15 protein-coding genes are annotated in these 15,570 nt (G+C 69.7%); 7 read left to right on the top strand and 8 right to left on the bottom strand.

Annotated features, from left to right (window positions below):
- Window positions 1-40: 40 nt before the first annotated feature.
- From RC2_RS08330 to RC2_RS08320, 3 genes are all read right to left on the bottom strand, one after another.
- On the bottom strand, window positions 41-1,876 hold the full coding sequence (locus tag RC2_RS08330) for an acyl-CoA dehydrogenase (RefSeq protein WP_068145166.1): 1,836 nt from the start codon (window positions 1,874-1,876) through the stop codon (window positions 41-43).
- Window positions 1,877-2,009: 133 nt separating this feature from the next.
- The gene (locus tag RC2_RS08325) at window positions 2,010-2,612 is read right to left on the bottom strand and encodes a class I SAM-dependent methyltransferase (protein WP_068145164.1); all 603 of its coding nucleotides are present in this window, start codon (window positions 2,610-2,612) and stop codon (window positions 2,010-2,012) included.
- Complete coding sequence (locus RC2_RS08320) at window positions 2,612-3,697, bottom strand: CaiB/BaiF CoA transferase family protein (RefSeq protein ID WP_068145161.1); 1,086 nt, start codon at window positions 3,695-3,697, stop codon at window positions 2,612-2,614. Before RC2_RS08320 ends, RC2_RS08325 begins: the two co-directional genes overlap by 1 nt.
- Window positions 3,698-4,064: 367 nt before the next feature.
- Between RC2_RS08320 and purT the strand changes: the two genes are divergently transcribed.
- From purT to RC2_RS08305, 3 genes are read left to right on the top strand one after another with little or no spacing between them, the layout of a single operon-like run.
- Window positions 4,065-5,282, top strand: coding sequence for a formate-dependent phosphoribosylglycinamide formyltransferase (gene purT, locus RC2_RS08315; protein ID WP_139277332.1), 1,218 nt, complete (start codon window positions 4,065-4,067; stop codon window positions 5,280-5,282).
- Between the two features lie 10 nt (window positions 5,283-5,292).
- Window positions 5,293-5,772, top strand: a complete 480-nt coding sequence (locus RC2_RS08310) for a DUF456 domain-containing protein (RefSeq protein ID WP_068145276.1) — start codon at window positions 5,293-5,295, stop codon at window positions 5,770-5,772.
- Window positions 5,773-5,817: 45 nt separating this feature from the next.
- Window positions 5,818-6,555: an alpha/beta fold hydrolase gene (locus RC2_RS08305; RefSeq protein ID WP_068145158.1), complete on the top strand. Its 738-nt coding sequence runs from the start codon at window positions 5,818-5,820 to the stop codon at window positions 6,553-6,555.
- A 50-nt stretch (window positions 6,556-6,605) separates the two neighbouring features.
- Here RC2_RS08305 and RC2_RS08300 read toward each other — a convergent pair whose 3' ends face one another.
- Window positions 6,606-7,340, bottom strand: a complete 735-nt coding sequence (locus tag RC2_RS08300) for an amidohydrolase family protein (protein WP_068145155.1) — start codon at window positions 7,338-7,340, stop codon at window positions 6,606-6,608.
- 74 nt (window positions 7,341-7,414) lie between these two features.
- On the opposite strand from RC2_RS08300, the gene RC2_RS08295 reads away from it, so the two are divergent.
- Window positions 7,415-8,284, top strand: coding sequence for an SMP-30/gluconolactonase/LRE family protein (locus RC2_RS08295; RefSeq protein WP_068145152.1), 870 nt, complete (start codon window positions 7,415-7,417; stop codon window positions 8,282-8,284).
- Here the strand turns inward: RC2_RS08295 and RC2_RS08290 are convergent.
- The gene (locus tag RC2_RS08290; RefSeq protein ID WP_068145149.1) at window positions 8,281-9,660 is read right to left on the bottom strand and encodes an FAD-dependent oxidoreductase; all 1,380 of its coding nucleotides are present in this window, start codon (window positions 9,658-9,660) and stop codon (window positions 8,281-8,283) included. The genes RC2_RS08295 and RC2_RS08290 overlap by 4 nt on opposite strands.
- Window positions 9,661-9,837: 177 nt before the next feature.
- Between RC2_RS08290 and RC2_RS08285 the strand changes: the two genes are divergently transcribed.
- Window positions 9,838-10,242 (top strand): Rv0361 family membrane protein, encoded by a 405-nt coding sequence (locus RC2_RS08285; RefSeq protein ID WP_139277316.1) that lies wholly within the window; start codon window positions 9,838-9,840, stop codon window positions 10,240-10,242.
- 14 nt (window positions 10,243-10,256) lie between these two features.
- Here RC2_RS08285 and RC2_RS08280 read toward each other — a convergent pair whose 3' ends face one another.
- Window positions 10,257-11,948 carry an MDR family MFS transporter gene (locus RC2_RS08280; protein WP_068145142.1) on the bottom strand — a complete coding sequence of 564 codons (1,692 nt, stop codon included), beginning with the start codon at window positions 11,946-11,948 and terminating at the stop codon, window positions 10,257-10,259.
- Between the two features lie 82 nt (window positions 11,949-12,030).
- On the opposite strand from RC2_RS08280, the gene RC2_RS08275 reads away from it, so the two are divergent.
- Together RC2_RS08275 and RC2_RS08270 are read left to right on the top strand one after the other, a co-directional pair.
- Window positions 12,031-12,441, top strand: a complete 411-nt coding sequence (locus RC2_RS08275; protein WP_068145139.1) for a rhodanese-like domain-containing protein — start codon at window positions 12,031-12,033, stop codon at window positions 12,439-12,441.
- On the top strand, window positions 12,441-13,646 hold the full coding sequence (locus tag RC2_RS08270; protein ID WP_068145270.1) for an O-succinylhomoserine sulfhydrylase: 1,206 nt from the start codon (window positions 12,441-12,443) through the stop codon (window positions 13,644-13,646). Before RC2_RS08275 ends, RC2_RS08270 begins: the two co-directional genes overlap by 1 nt.
- A 26-nt stretch (window positions 13,647-13,672) precedes the next feature.
- On the opposite strand, the gene RC2_RS08265 is transcribed toward RC2_RS08270, so the two are convergent.
- Window positions 13,673-14,764 carry an isochorismate synthase gene (locus tag RC2_RS08265; protein WP_068145136.1) on the bottom strand — a complete coding sequence of 364 codons (1,092 nt, stop codon included), beginning with the start codon at window positions 14,762-14,764 and terminating at the stop codon, window positions 13,673-13,675.
- Window positions 14,761-15,522 (bottom strand): HAD-IIA family hydrolase, encoded by a 762-nt coding sequence (locus RC2_RS08260; protein WP_068104775.1) that lies wholly within the window; start codon window positions 15,520-15,522, stop codon window positions 14,761-14,763. Before RC2_RS08260 ends, RC2_RS08265 begins: the two co-directional genes overlap by 4 nt.
- Between the last annotated feature and the right edge of the window lie 48 nt (window positions 15,523-15,570).

Here is a 15,570-nt window from a genome sequence, read left to right as displayed (position 1 = left end):
CCAGGAACGGTGCGGCCGAGGTGTGGGAGGAACGGACGAATCAGAATGCGGCTTCGTCGAGCTCCATCACGTCGTTGTCGAGATCGCTGAGGATCTGACGGGTGCTGGTGAGACGCGGCAGGATGTTCTTGGCGAAGAACGACGCCACGGCGACCTTGCCCTCGTAGAACGGCTTGTCCTTCTCGCTGGTGCCGTTGTCCAGCGCGGCGATGGCGATCTCGGACTGACGCAGCAGCAGCCAGCCGATCATCAGGTCACCGACGCTGAGCAGCAGACGCACGGAGCCGAGGCCCACCTTGTACAGCTCGGTGGGCTGCTCCTGCGCACCCATGAGGTGCTGGGTGAGCGTGGCCACCATGCCCTGGACGTCCTCGAGTGCGGTGTTCAGCAGGGCGCGCTCGCTCTTGAGGCGACCGTTGCCGGCCTCGCTGTCGATCCACGACTTGATCTGTCCGGCAACGTGAGCCAGCGCGACGCCGCGGTCACGGGCGATCTTCCGGAAGAAGAAGTCCTGTGCCTGAATGGCCGTGGTGCCCTCGTAGAGCGAGTCGATCTTGGCGTCGCGGATGTACTGCTCGATGGGGTAGTCCTGCAGGAAGCCGGACCCGCCGAGCGTCTGCAGGCTCTGCGCGAGCTGCTCGTACGCGACCTCGGAACCGACGCCCTTGACGATCGGCAGCAGCAGATCGTTCACGCGGTACGCGGTGTCCTTGTCCGCGCCCGAGACGTGCTGCGCCGCAGCCTCGTCCTGGTGGGCGGCGGTGTAGAGGTACACCGCACGCAGACCCTCGGCGTAGGCCTTCTGGGTCATGAGCGAACGACGGACGTCGGGGTGATGCGTGATGGTGACGCGCGGTGCGGCCTTGTCGGTCATCTGCGTCAGGTCCGCGCCCTGGACACGCTGCTTGGCGTAGTCCAGCGCGGTGAGATAGCCGGTGGACAGCGTCGAGATGGCCTTGGTACCCACCATCATTCGCGCGTGCTCGATGACGTCGAACATCTGCGCGATGCCGTTGTGGACGTCGCCGACCAGCCAGCCCTTGGCGGGAATGCCGTGGCCGCCGAGGGTCAGCTCGCACGTGGCGGAGACCTTCAGGCCCATCTTGTGCTCGACGTTGGTGACGAAGACGCCGTTGCGCTCGCCCAGTTCACCGGTTTCGGAATCGAAGTGGAACTTCGGGACGAAGAACAGCGACAGGCCCTTGGTGCCCGGCTTGCCGCCCTCGGGGCGAGCCAGAACCAAGTGGAAGATGTTCTCGAACATGTCGTCCGAGTCGGCCGAGGTGATGAAGCGCTTGACACCCTCGATGTGCCAGGTGCCGTCGTCCTGCTGAATGGCCTTGGTGCGGCCGGCGCCCACGTCGGATCCGGCGTCGGGCTCGGTGAGCACCATGGTGGCGCCCCAGTTGCGCTCGGAGGCGAACTGCGCCCAGCGCTTCTGCTCCTCGTTGCCGTTGTCGTAGAGGATCTGCGCGAAGCCGGGGCCGGCGGCGTACATGAACGCGGCGGGCTGGGAACCGAGCAGCATCTCCGCGACGGCCCAGAACACCTGGCGGGGGGCGGGCAGACCACCGAGCTCCTCGTCGAGGCCGAGGTGATCCCAACCGGCCTCCTGCAGAGCGCGGTAGGACTTCTTGAACGACTCCGGCAGCGTGACGGTGTGCGTCTCCGGGTCGAAGGTGGGCGGGTTGCGGTCCGCGTCGGCGAACGACTCGCCCAGCGGTCCCTCGGCGAGGCGACGGACCTCGACCAGCATCTCCCGGACCGTGTCGACGTCCAGGTCGCCGAAATCGCCGGACTCGAGCGTCTTGTCCAGGGCGAAGAGCTCGAACAGGTTGAACTCGAGGTCTCGCAGGTTGCTCTTGTAGTGACCCATGTGACTGCGTCTCCGTACTAGGTTGTGCGGTCCGCGCTCGGCCGGTACCGCCTTCGGTGAGCCCACCGGCGATGCTACTCGCCAGTAACTTGTCGCCATAGTACGCCGCCCGGAGGGCGCTGCCAACAGGGGATTACTCGCCGGTAACCGACGCCACGAGAACCGTATCGAGAGCGGTCGCGTCACCCACTCGTCGTGACATCGTCTGCGCCCGGCGAACGGTCGCGTCGCCGGGTAGGTCCGCGACGAGATCGTCTGGGGTGTAGAGGATCTCGACATCCGAGGGCCCCGGCGCGCCCGTCGTCGGATTGTCGGTGTGGTGACCGATCACGATGAGGATTCCCTCATGTTTCAGCGCCCCGATCGCGGCCTCCATCACGGCCCGTCGAGCGTCCGGCGGCAGGTGAAGATACGACGCGACGACGAGGTCGTACTCCCGCGGCGGAACGAGCGTCGTGACGTCCGCGTGGACCCAGCGGATGCGCTCGCGGATGGACCGCGTCGCGGTCGCGGCCACCGACGCCGCCCCGGACAGCGCCACGGCACTGAAGTCGACCGCGTCGACCTGCCACCCCCGCATCGCCAACCACAGAGCGTTGCGGCCGTGACCGCAGGCGAGGTCCAACGCCCGCCCGCGCGGACGTGAGGTGACGAACTCGACCAGGACGTCGTCGGGCGGCGACCCGGGCGACGGGGTCCGTCCGTCGTACTTCGCGTCCCAGGCGGCGGCGTCCATCAGGTCCAGATCTCGTCCGGATCCGCCGCGGTGCGGGCCGGGCCCTCCGGCTGCGTCGGCACGGTCCGCGAGAACCGCGGCGCCGGGGCGTGCTGGGTGATGCCATCGACGTCGACGAGGTTCTCGCGGGCCGCCATCTGCGGATGCGACGACGCCTCCCCGAACGTGAGCACCGGCGTCACGCACGCGTCGGTCCCGTCGAAGGTGGCGGCCCATTCGTCGCGGGTGCGGGAGGCGAAGACGTCGGTGAAAGTCGTGCGCAGCTCGGGCCACCGCGCGCGGTCGAGCTGGTGCGGCAGCGCGGTCGGGTCCAGGCCCAGACCCTGCAGGAGCGCCGCGTAGAACTGCGGCTCGAGCGCCCCCACCGCGACGTGCTTGCCGTCGGCGGTCTCGTACGTGTCGTAGAAGGGGGCGCCGGTGTCGAGGAGGTTCGCGCCGCGCTCGTCGGACCACATCCCGATGCCGCGCCAGCCCCAGATCATGTGCGACAGCGCCACGGTGCCGTCCACCATCGCGGCGTCGATCACCTGTCCGCGACCCGACGACGCCCGCTCCACCAGCGCCGCCAGAATGCCGGTGACCAGGAACATCGAGCCGCCACCGAAGTCGCCGACCATGTTCATCGGCGGCACCGGACGCTCGCCCTCCCGCCCGATCGCGTGCAGCACACCGGTCACGGAGATGTAGTTGATGTCGTGGCCGGCCGTCTGCGCCCACGGCCCGTCCTGACCCCATCCCGTCATGCGGCCGTAGATCAGGCGCGGGTTGCGGCCCGTCGTGTCCTCCGGCCCGAGGCCCATGCGCTCGGTCACGCCCGGCCGGAAGCCCTCGATCAGCACGTCGGCGCGATCCACCAGCTTCTGCACGCGGTCCAGGTCGGCGGGATCCTTGAGGTTGGCCTCGACGATGCGGCGGTTCCGGATCAGCGGATCGCCGGTGGAGCCCTCGCCGGGCAGGGCGCCCGCCCGCTGCACCCGCACCACGTCCGCGCCCAGATCGGCGAGGAGCGTCGCGGCATGCGGTCCCGGGCCGATGCCCGCGAGTTCGACGACCTTGATCCCGGCCAGAGGCCCACCTGAAGTCATGCGCCGACCCTAACGAGGCGCGGGAGCGGCAGCCGTGACCGGATCGTGCGGGTCGGGGGACCGAGTGGTCGTGGACCGCCCCCGTTCCGTCGCACCTGCGCAGGTTCCGGTCACCTGTACTGGTTGCAACCGGTGAGGTTGGCGGGAACCCGCGCAGGTGGGAAGTTGCTCCGGTTCCAGCAACCTGCTCCGGTTACAACCGAAGCAGGTTGCGGAAAGGGGAGCAGGTTCGTGGACCGGCCCTGTCCCGGCGAACCTGCGCAGGTTCCGGTCACCTGCACTGGTTGCAACCGGTGAGGTTGGCGGGAACCCGCGCAGGTGACCTCAGCGCGGAGGACACGGTGTGGTGTCCGCCATGCCCGATAGCATGCCTGCTGTGACGACACTCCGGCTCGGAACTCCGCTGTCCCCGTCCGCGACCAAGGTGATGCTGCTGGGCTCGGGTGAGCTGGGCAAGGAAGTGATCGTCGCGCTGCAGCGGCTCGGGGTCGAGGTGATCGCCGTCGATCGGTACGCCGACGCGCCCGGCCACCAGGTGGCGCACCGTGCCCACACGGTGAACATGAGTGATCCCGACGCGCTCCTGGCCGTGATCGACGCCGAGCAGCCGCATCTGATCGTCCCCGAGATCGAGGCCATCGCCACGGACGCGTTGGCCGTGGTCGAGCAGCGCGGCGTCACCACGGTGGTGCCGACGGCGCGCGCGACGCAGTTGACGATGAACCGGGAGGGCATTCGTCGCCTCGCGGCGGAGGAGTTGGGGTTGCCGACGTCCCCCTACGGTTTCGCCGACAGTGTCGACGAGGTGCGGGACGTGTTGTCTCGCACGGGCTTCCCTGCCGTGATCAAGCCGGTCATGTCGTCGTCGGGCAAGGGTCAGTCGGTGGTCCGAGGTGACGACGACGTCCAGGCGGCGTGGGATCACGCGCAGGCCGGCGGACGAGTGGCGCTGGGCCGGGTGATCGTGGAGGGCTTCGTCGACTTCGACTACGAGATCACGCAACTCACGGTGCGCGCCTCCGACGAGTCCGGCGAGATCGAGACGTACTTCTGCGAGCCGATCGGCCACCTGCAGGAGTCCGGGGACTACGTCGAGTCCTGGCAGCCGCAGCCGATGTCGCCGGTTGCCCTGGAGGCGTCGCGCGAGGTGGCCCGCACCATCACGACGGCCCTCGGCGGGCGTGGTGTGTTCGGTGTCGAACTGTTCGTGCAGGGCGACGACGTCTATTTCTCCGAGGTCAGCCCGAGGCCGCACGACACCGGCCTGGTCACGTTGGGGACGCAGCGGCTGTCGGAGTTCGAGCTGCACGCCCGCGCGATTCTGGGCCTCCCCGTGGACACCTCGCTCCGGTCGCCCGGCGCGTCGGCCGTGATCTACGGCGGCCTCGACGAGGTCGGCATCGCGTTCGAGGGTGTCGACGACGCGCTGCGGGTCCCCGAGTCCGACGTGCGACTGTTCGGCAAGCCGGAGAGCTTCGCGCGGCGCCGGATGGGCGTCGCGTACGCCACGGCCGCGGACGTCGAGACCGCGCGGGAGCGTGCGCGCACCGCGGCGAGTCGGGTGCGGCCGGTCTCGGCGACGTGAGCGATCCGTCGTGAGTCCCGCCGGCGAGCTGCTCGTCGGGCTGGCGATCCTCGTCGGCCTGATCGGCGTCGTCGTGCCCGTCCTGCCGGGGGTACTGCTCATTCTCGCCGCCATCGGTGTGTGGGCGTTCGTCACCGCAACGACGACGGCCTGGACGGCGTTCGGGGTGGCCGCTGCGGTGCTGGTGGTGTCGGGCGTCGTGAAGTACCTGTGGCCGGGTCGACGCCTGCGGGACGCCGGGGTGCCGACCCGTTCGATCGTCGTCGGCGGACTGGTCGGCATCGTCGGGTTCGTCGTCGTCCCGGTGGTGGGGCTGTTCCTCGGTTTCCCGCTGGGGGTGTTCCTGGCGGAGCTGCCCCGCCGCCGCACGGCGGGGATGGCCTGGCGGTCCTCGGTGCACGCGACGAAGGCGGTGGGCCTGTCGATCCTGGTCGAACTGTTCGGGGCGCTCCTCGCCGCCGGCACCTGGTTGCTCGCCGTCCTGCTCTGACGTTCGGCTCTTCCGTCCGGCCGCGCCACGCGCGACCATCGAGTCATGACCTCGACCGCGTCACCGCACCGCCGTGCATCCCGCGACGTCGTTCTCCTCCCCGGCCATTGGCTCGGCGCGTGGGCGTGGGACGAGGTGGTCGCCGCCCTCACCGATCTGGGCACTCGGGCGTGGCCGATCACGCTGCCGGGGCTCGACCCCGACGACGACCTCCGCGCGTCGAGAACCCTCGACGATCAGGCCGCGGCCATCGAGGAGTGCCTCGCGCGGGCGGGTGAGGGCCGGGCGGCGGTCCTGGTCGCGCACAGCGGGGCGAACGCTCCCGCCTGCCTGGTTCTCGATCGGCGCCCGGAGCTGATCCATCGGATGGTGTGGGTCGACTCGGGGCCGGTGACGTCCGGCAGCGCCGCCGACCCCGCCGCGGAGGGCGACCGAGCGTTGCCGCCGTTCGACGTTCTGGGGCAGCAGGCCAGTCTCGAGGGGGTGAGCGCGGAGGCACTGGCTCGCTTTCGGGCGGATGCCGTGGACCACCCGGCGACGACCCTGCGGCAGGCCGTGCATCTGACGAACGACGCGCGACGCCGCACGCCGACCACCATGGTGTGCTGCTCGATTCGCAGCGAGCGGATGATGGAGCTCGCCCGTGCGGGCCACCCCATGTTCGCCGAGGTCGCGCACCTCGAGAACCTGGAGCTGGTCGATCTCCCGACGGGGCACTGGCCCCTGTGGAGTCGTCCCGCCGACCTCGCCCGCATCCTGCACGACGTGGCGACGGCGGACTGACCCGCGCCGATTCCCGCGCCGATTCCGGCGCCGATCCCCGGGCAGCGGCCCTACCGCTGCCGGTACCAGGCCCGGGCGTTGCCCACCAGCACCGCTTGCAGGTCACCGCCGACGGCCTCGGCGACGAGGTCGAGGTCCGCCGGCTCGAAGCGTCGGCGAGCCCGAGTGCCGGGCAGGTCGGAGCCGAACATGAGGGCGTCGGGACTCACCGCGTGGATGCGGCGCATCGCGGACACCGGATCGTGATCGATGCGGCCGAACGCCGACGCCTTGACCCGCGCTCCCCGGTCGACCAGCTCGAGCAGGTACGGCATGGCGTCCTCGGACATCCCGAGGTGGTCGATGCTCACCGCGGGCAGCTTCGACATCACGGGTTCGAGCGTGCGGAGCAGGCCCGCGTCGACGTAGAACTCGGCGTGCCACCCGGCGACCGCGTGGGCGCGGACGGCCTGGCGGGTCATGGTCGACAGGTCCGACACCCCGCGCCGGAGGTGGAAGCGCAGGGCGCGGACCCCGGCGCGGTCGAGGGTCGCGATGTCGTCGTCGGTGGCGTCGTCGCTCAGGTGCACCACCCCCACCCAGCCCGGCCCGAGCTCGTCCAGCGCGGACCTCAGGAACGTCGTGTCCTTCGACTGGAAGGTGCCGGACACCACGGCGCCACCGGTCACCCCCAGGCCGTCGACGTCGGCGAGGTAGTCCGCCACCGTGTACGACTCCGGTTGGTAGGTCTCGTTGTTCACCAACGGAAATCGGGGATCTCTGATGTGGACGTGGCTGTCGAACACGTCTGTCAGGATGCCTCACAGAAGCTTACGGCGTACGACCCACCGCGGGTGGTGGACGAGATTCGAGGAGATTCATGAAAGCCGAACCGACGATCGTGCTGGAGGGCTACACCTACTTCGAGTGCCCGCGGTGGCACGACGGGCGCATCTGGGTGTCCGACTTCTACACCGGGCAGGTGCTGTCCGCGACCGAGGCCGGCGACGACGTCCGGGTGGAGGCGGAGGTGCCGGAGCAGCCGTCGGGCCTCGGGTGGCTGCCCGACGGTCGACTGCTGGTGGTGTCGATGCGGGACCGGAAGGTCCTGCGCCGGGAGAACGACGGCAGCCTCGTCGTGCACGCGGACCTGTCGGCGCACGCGACCGGCCACGCCAACGACATGCACGTCGACGCCGACGGCCGCGCGTACGTGGGCAACTTCGGCTTCGATCTGATGAACCTCGCCCCGATCGAGACGGCGTCGCTCCTGCGCGTCGAGCCCGACGGCTCGGTCCACGAGGACGCCACGGACCTGCACTTCCCCAACGGCATGGCGGTGACCGCCGACGGCGACCTGCTGGTCGACGAAACCCTCGGCAACCGCATCTCCGCGTTCCGGATCGGCGCCGACGGTGTGCTCGGCCCGCGTCGGGACTGGGCGGTGTTGGGTCCGATGCCGCAGTCGACCGACATGGCGACGGGGATCGGTGAGGTGGTGGTGGCGCCCGACGGCTGCGCGCTGGGACCGGACGGCACGCTGTGGGCGGCCGACGCGCTGAACCAGCGCATCGTGCAGATTCGCGAGGGCGAGGGCGTGGTGGACGAGCTGACCTTCGACACCGGTGTCTTCGCCTGTGGGTTCGGTGGATCCGATGGGCGCACGCTGTTCGCGTGCGCCGCACCGGATTTCAACGAACACGCTCGCAAGGAGGAGCGTGAGGGACGCCTGCTGGCGGTCCGGTTCTAGATCTTGTCGGGCTCGCTGGCGCGGAGCATGTCCTCGCGCTCGACGACCTTGACCCGCTCGCGGCCCTGGGGCTCACCCAGGCTGCGCTCGTGGGCGTCGAGCCGGTACCAGCCGTCCCATGTGGTGAACGGAATGTTCTTCGACTCGAGGAACGCCGTGACCGCGTCTTCGGCGGGCTCCTCCGCGCCGGCGAACGACGGCGCGTCGGCCAGCAGGTTGGCGACGGTCTCGTTGGCGTCGCCCTTGGTGTGGCCGATGAGGCCCACCGGGCCGCGCTTGATCCAGCCGGTGACGTAGGTGGACGGGAACGGCGTGCCGTCGTTGTTCAGCACGCGGCCGGCCTCGTTGGGAATGGTGCCCGCGAGCTCGTCGAACGGCAGGTCGGCGATGTTCTGCGACAGGTAGCCGACGGCGCGGTACACGGCCTGGACGTCCCAGTCGGTGTACTTGCCGGTGCCCTTGACGTTGCCGGTGCCGTCGAGCTCGGTGCGCTCGGTGCGCAGTCCGACCACCTTGCCGTCCTCGCCGAGCACCTCGTGCGGGGACTCGAAGAAGTGCAGGAACAGCTTGTGCGGGCGGTCGCCCTGGTCCCGGATGGCCCAGTCCTGCAGGGTGTTGGCCACCATGTCGACCTGCTTGGACTCGCGGCGAGCCTTCTCCGAGCCCTCGTCGTAGTCGATGTCCTCGGGCGCGACGATGACCTCGATGTTGGGCGAGTGGTCGAGCTCGCGCAGCTCGAGCGGGGTGAACTTGGCCTGCGCGGGACCGCGGCGGCCGAACACGTGCACCTCGACGGCCTTGTTGGCCTTGAGGCCCTCGTACACGTTGGCCGGGATCTCCGTGGGGAGCAGCTCGTCGCCGGTCTTGGCGAGCACGCGGGCGACGTCCAGGGCGACGTTGCCGACGCCGAGCACGGCGACCTTCTCCGCCTCGAGCGGCCAGGTGCGCGGGACGTCGGGATGACCGTCGTACCAGGAGACGAAGTCCGCGGCGCCGTAGCTGCCGTCGAGGTCGATTCCGGGGATCTTCAGGTCACGGTCGGCGTTGGCGCCGGTGGAGAAGACGACCGCGTCGTAGAAGCGGCGCAGCGTCGGCAGGTCGATGTCGGTGCCGTAGTCGATGTTGCCCAGCAGGCGTACCTGCGGCTTGTCGAGGACCTTGTGCAGCGCGGTGATGATGCCCTTGATGCGCGGGTGATCCGGCGCGACGCCGTAGCGGATCAGGCCGAAGGGGGCGGGCATGCGCTCGAAGAGGTCGATGCTCACGCCGGGACCGGACACGTTGTGGTCCGACTTCATCAGGGCATCGGCGGCGTAGATTCCGGCCGGGCCGGCGCCCACGATGGCCACACGAAGCGGGCGGGTCTGGTCAGTCATCAGCGTGGATCTACCTCACGGTCGAACGGGGCGGACAGCTCAGCATAAATGAACAGGTGGGGGCCGCGGTGCGCCAGGTCAGCGGCAGGGAGGGGGCATCGAACACCCGGCACGACGTTGTGAAGGTGGCCAGTGGTGGCCACGGGCCGGGTCTCGCCGGGTGAGAAGATCTCGACCATGAGCACACCCGAGCCCGAACCCGCCGGCCGCTCCACCGCTCTCCCGTTCGTCGCGGCGGCCGCAGTGGTCGCCGTGGTGGCGATCGTCGTCGCCGTGTTGTCGCTGACCCGCTCGCCCGAGGACAACGTGAGCGAGAACCAGCGGGTGGGCACGGTGGTCGCGGAGTACGTGGAGGCCGCCGGGCAGAACGACGGCGACCGGCTGGCCTCCCTGCAGTGCGCCGGCATCGTGAACGCGCCGCTGCGCGACGCCGAGTCGGTCGACCTGGACACCATCGACGAGGTGCGGGTGAACGGTGACACCGCCGAGGTGGACGTCACCGTCACCCTCGACGGCAGCGAGCAGACCCTCACCTGGAACGCCGTGCGCCAGGACGAGGCCTGGAAGATCTGCAGCAGCTGAGGTCCGCCCCCGGCTCAGGGCTCCGCGAGTTCCGCCCGCTGCGCGGCCAACCCGCCCTGTGTGCGCAGCGGAATCTCCTTGTGGAACAGGTTGATGACGAACCCGACGGCCAGGAGCACGCCGGCCGCGACGAACACCTGATCCATCGCGTCGGAGAAGCCGATGCGGAAGGGGTCACCGAGCGCCGTCGGCAGCTTCTGGATGAACGACGTGTCCTCGAGGACGCCGCCGGCCGCCGACCCGTCGCCCGACGCCAGTCCCCGCGCCAGCCCGGCGACCGTCGGGTCGCTGCTCTGTGCGGCCTCGCCGACGGCGGTCCGGAACTCGGGCGTCGCGGCGGCCTGGATCAGCGCGTCGCGAATGGTGTCGGTGACGCGGGAGAACAACAGCGACAGGAACGCCGCGACACCGATGGTGCCGCCGATCTGGCGGAAGAACGTGGCCGACGACGTCGAGACGCCCATGTCCTGCGGCGGCAGCGAGTTCTGGATGGCGAGGGTGAGCGGCTGCATCAGGTTGCCCAGCCCGAAGCCGAACCCGAACATCGCGAGCATGATCGCCCACAGCGGGGTGTCGAACCGGATGAACGAGAACGCGAACATGCAGACCGTCATCAGGGTGGTGCCGATGATCGGGTACGGGCGGTAGTGCCCGGTCCGCGAGATCATCTGCCCGGAGAAGACCGAGGCGATCATGATGCCCAGCACCAACGGCAGCATCTGGAACCCGGCGAGCGTCGGCGACGATCCCTTGACCACCTGCAGGTACTGCGGCAGCAGGGTGATGCCACCGAACATCGCGGCGCCGGTGACCACCGACAGCAGCAGTCCGATGCTGAACGTCGAGTTGCGGAAGAACCGCATGGGGATCAGGGCGTTCGACTTCATCCGGACCTCGACCGCGATGAACGCGGCGATGCCGAGCGCGCCGACGACGTAACAGATCACCGCCCGGCCGGAGCCCCAGCCCCAGACGCGGCCCTGCTCGGCGATGATGAGCAGCGGCACCAGACCGACCGCGAGCGCGGCGGCGCCGCCCCAGTCGACGACGGCGTTCCCGCGCCGCGGCGGCAGGTTCAGGACCTTGGCGACGACGAACAACGCGACGACGCCGATGGGCACGTTGACGAAGAACACCCACCGCCAGCCGGTGATCGAGAGGATCTCGTCGGCGCCGGAGAGCACGCCGCCGATGACCGGACCGAGCACGCTCGACGTGCCGAACACGGCGAGGAAGTAGCCCTGGTACTTGGCGCGTTCGCGCGGCGGGACGATGTCGCCGACGATGGTCAACGCCAGCGAGAACAGGCCGCCGGCGCCGAGGCCCTGCACGGCGCGGAACGCGGCCAGTTGGTACATCGACGTCGCGAAGCCGCAGAGCGCCGACCCGATCACGAAGATCGTGATGGCGGCGAGGAAGAACTGCTTGCGGCCGTAGAGGTCGGACAGCTTGCCGTAGAGCGGGGTCGAGATCGTGGCGGTGATGAGGTACGCGGTGGTGACCCACGCCTGGATCGAGAACCCCTGGAGGTCGTCGGCGATGGTGCGGATCGACGTCGAGACGATCGTCTGATCCAGCGCCGCGAGGAACATTCCGAGCATCAGCCCGGAGATGACGGTCAGAATTTGTTTGTGCGTGAAGTCGGTCCCGGTGGAATCCTGCGCCGACGCGGTGGCTTCGCTCCCCGGAGCAGTGGTGTCGCTCATCGGCACATCTTGCCCTCATAACGTCCTGCGCTGCGACTATGCGACAAATCGGGCACGAAGCCCTGTGTGCGAAACTGGGGCCGTGAGCTACGCAGGAGACATCACGCCCGAGCAGGCCTGGGAGATGCTGGCCTCGGATCCGAACGCGTCGTTGGTCGACGTCCGCACGCACGCGGAGTGGACGTACGTCGGTGTGCCGGACACCTCGTCGCTGAACAAGCGCACCGCCTTCGTCGAGTGGGTGAGCTACCCCGACGGCCGCCCGAACGAGCACTTCGTCGAGCAGCTGCGCGCGTCCGGGGTCGAGTCCGGCCCGGTGGTCTTCCTGTGTCGCTCCGGGCAGCGGTCCATCGGCGCCGCGGAGGCGGCGACGGCTGCCGGGATCGCACCGGCCTACAACGTGCTCGACGGCTTCGAGGGCGCGACCGACGAGGACGGGCACCGTGGCGGTGCCGGGTGGCGTGCGGTCGGCCTCGCGTGGCGGCAGAAGTGATCCCTCGTGGCGGTGGATTTTCCAAGCCCCTTCCCGACGGCGTGGGCCCCGGCACCCTGGGGGTGCGCGGCGGGCTGAACCGGTCCGGGTTCGAGGAGAACGCCGAGGCGCTCTACCTCACGTCGGGCTTCGTCTACGAGAGCGCGGAGGCGGCCGAGCAGGCCTTCACCGGCGACGTCGATCATTTCGTCTACTCGCGGTACGGCAACCCGACGGTGTCGATGTTCGAGGAGCGCATCCGGCTGCTCGACGGCGCGGAGGCGGCGTTCGCGACGTCGTCCGGCATGTCGGCCGTGTTCACCGCACTCGGCGCGCTGCTGAAGGCCGGGGACCGGCTGGTGGCGGCCCGCAGTCTCTTCGGGTCGTGCTTCGTGGTGTGCAACGAGATCCTGCCGCGCTGGGGTGTGGAGACGGTCTTCGTCGACGGTGAGGATCTCGACCAGTGGGAGCAGGCGCTGTCGGTGCCCACCACGGCCGTGTTCTTCGAGACGCCGTCGAACCCGATGCAGTCGCTGGTGGACGTCCGGCGGGTGGTCGAGCTGGCCCACGCCGCGGGCGCACAGGTGGTGCTGGACAACGTCTTCGCGACGCCGATCCTCCAGCGGAGCTTCGACCTCGGCGCCGACGTGGTGGTCTACTCCGGCACCAAGCACATCGACGGTCAGGGCCGCGTGCTCGGCGGTGCGATCCTGGGCTCGCAGGACTACATCGACGGCCCGGTCCAGAAGCTCATGCGGCACACCGGCCCGGCGCTGAGCCCGTTCAACGCCTGGACCCTGCTCAAGGGCCTCGAGACGATGGCCCTACGCGTGCAACGGATGACGGCGTCCGCGTTGGCCGTGGCGGAGTTCCTGGAGACGCAACCCGGCATTCGTTGGGTCCGGTATCCCTACCTCGAGTCACACCCGCAGCACGAGCTGGCGATGGCGCAGATGTCCGGCGGCGGCACCGTGGTCACGTTCGAGCTCGAGGGCGGCAAGGAGCGGGCGTTCCAGTTCCTCAACGGGTTGCGCATCGTCGACATCTCGAACAACCTCGGCGACGCCAAGACCATGACGACGCACCCGGCCACGACGACCCACCGGTCCATGGGACCGGAAGGCCGTGCAGCCGTGGGGATCACGGACGGCGTGGTCCGCATCTCCGTCGGCCTCGAGGACGTGGCGGACCTGCTCGGTGACATCGAGGGCGCACTGACCCGATAGCGGCGGCGCGGCGCTCGCGCGTCCGATCAGGCGAGGCCGAACGGCGCGAGCACCGTCGCGAACTTCGCGGTGGTCTCGTCGAGTTCGGCGTCGGGGTCGGAGTCGGCGACGATGCCGCCGCCGGCCGTCGCGACACCGCTCTTCCCGTCGGCCGCGATGTCCAGGCAGCGAATGGCCACCATCCACTCGCCGTCGCCCGCGGCGTCGCACCACCCGACGGCACCGGCGTAGAAGTCGCGGCTGCGGCCCGACTCGACCAGGTCGATGGTGCGCAGGGCCAGATCGGTGGGGCTGCCCGCGACGGCAGGTGTCGGGTGCAGGGCCAACGCGAGATCCAGTGCGGTCGTGGCGGAGTCACGCAGAGTGCCGGTGATCGGGGTCGCGAGGTGCCACACCGCCGGCGTCCCGATGAGGGTGGGCTCGTCGGGAACGTCGAGGTCGTCGCACAGCGGGGCGAGCGCGGCGGCGATGGCGTCCACCACGTACCGGTGCTCCTCGAGATTCTTGGCGCTGGCCAGCAGAGCCTCGCCGGCCGCGCGGTCGGCCTCGGGATCGGCACTGCGCGGAGCGGTTCCGGCGAAGGGGCGACACACCACCTCCCGTCCGGTGCGGCGGACCAACAGCTCCGGTGACGCACCGACGAGGTGACGCCCGAAGTACGGGCCACCCGCCGCGGTGAGGTCGACGCAGAACCCGTTGTGGCCGGGATTGGCCGCGATCAGACCGTCCGCCAACACGATCGGGTCCAGCGGGCGGTCGAAGACCAGGGTGATCGAGCGGGCCAGGACCACCTTGCGCAGTGCCCCGCCGGGGTGCCGCAGGATGGTCAGTGCCCGGCGCACCCGGTCGACGTGCTTCTCCGGCGGCGGGTTCCGCGAGGCGATCACCGCCCCCGGCAGGTCGAGGTCGTCGGCGGGGACGCGGGGCTCGTCGTACCGCTCGAACGTGACCGGCTCCACCAGCGCGCACAGCGTGGCGGCGTCGAATCCGAACGCCCCGACCAGAACCGACGCATCACCGTCGGCGAGTGCCTCGCGTGCGTCGTCGACGTGATCGAACGACTGCCGTGCGCCCGACGCCACCACGCTGCGGTCGGGACGGGAGTAGAGAAAGGTCATCCGAACGGAGTCTCCGTGTGGCCCACCAGGTCCGCGACCGACTCGATGACCCGCGTCGGCCGGAACGGATACATCTCCACCGACGCGCGCGTCGAGATGCCGGTGAGCACCAGGATGGTCTGCAGTCCCGCCTCGAGCCCGGACACCACGTCGGTGTCCATGCGGTCGCCGATCATGAGTGTGTTCTCCGAGTGCGCGCCGATCGCGCGCAGGGCCGAGCGCATCATGAGCGCGTTCGGCTTGCCCACGTAGTACGGCTCGCGCCCGGTGGCCCGCGTGATCAGGGCGGCCACGGACCCGGTCGCCGGGAGCGAGCCGTCCCGCGACGGACCGGTCGCGTCGGGGTTGGTCGCGATGAAACGTGCGCCGCGCTCGACCAGGCGGATCGCCGTCGTGATCGCCTCGAACGAGTACGTGCGCGTCTCCCCGAGCACCACGTAGTCCGGGTCGATGTCGGTGATGATGTAGCCGATGTCGTGCAGTGCCGTCGTCAAGCCCGATTCGCCCACCACGTACGCCGTTCCACCCGGCCGCTGGTTGTGCAGGAACGTCGCGGTCGCCAGCGCGGACGTCCAGATCGATTCCTCGGGAATCTCGAGGCCCGTCCGGCGCAGGCGCGCCTGCAGATCGCGACGCGTGCGAATCGAGTTGTTGGTCAGCACGATGAACGGCGTGCCCGTGTCCTGCAGCTCCTGCAGGAAGCGGTCGGCGCCCGGGACGAGGTGCTCCTCGTGGACCAGGACGCCGTCCATGTCCATGAGGTAGGTCCACCGGTGGTCGGCTGGGTTCGCGGTCACGCAGTCCAT

The organism is Rhodococcoides corynebacterioides NBRC 14404, from assembly GCF_001894765.1.
Classification (GTDB): Bacteria; Actinomycetota; Actinomycetes; order Mycobacteriales; family Mycobacteriaceae; genus Rhodococcoides; species Rhodococcoides corynebacterioides.
Note: the sequence above shows the minus strand (reverse complement) of the source record. Positions and strands in the feature narration are given on the sequence as shown.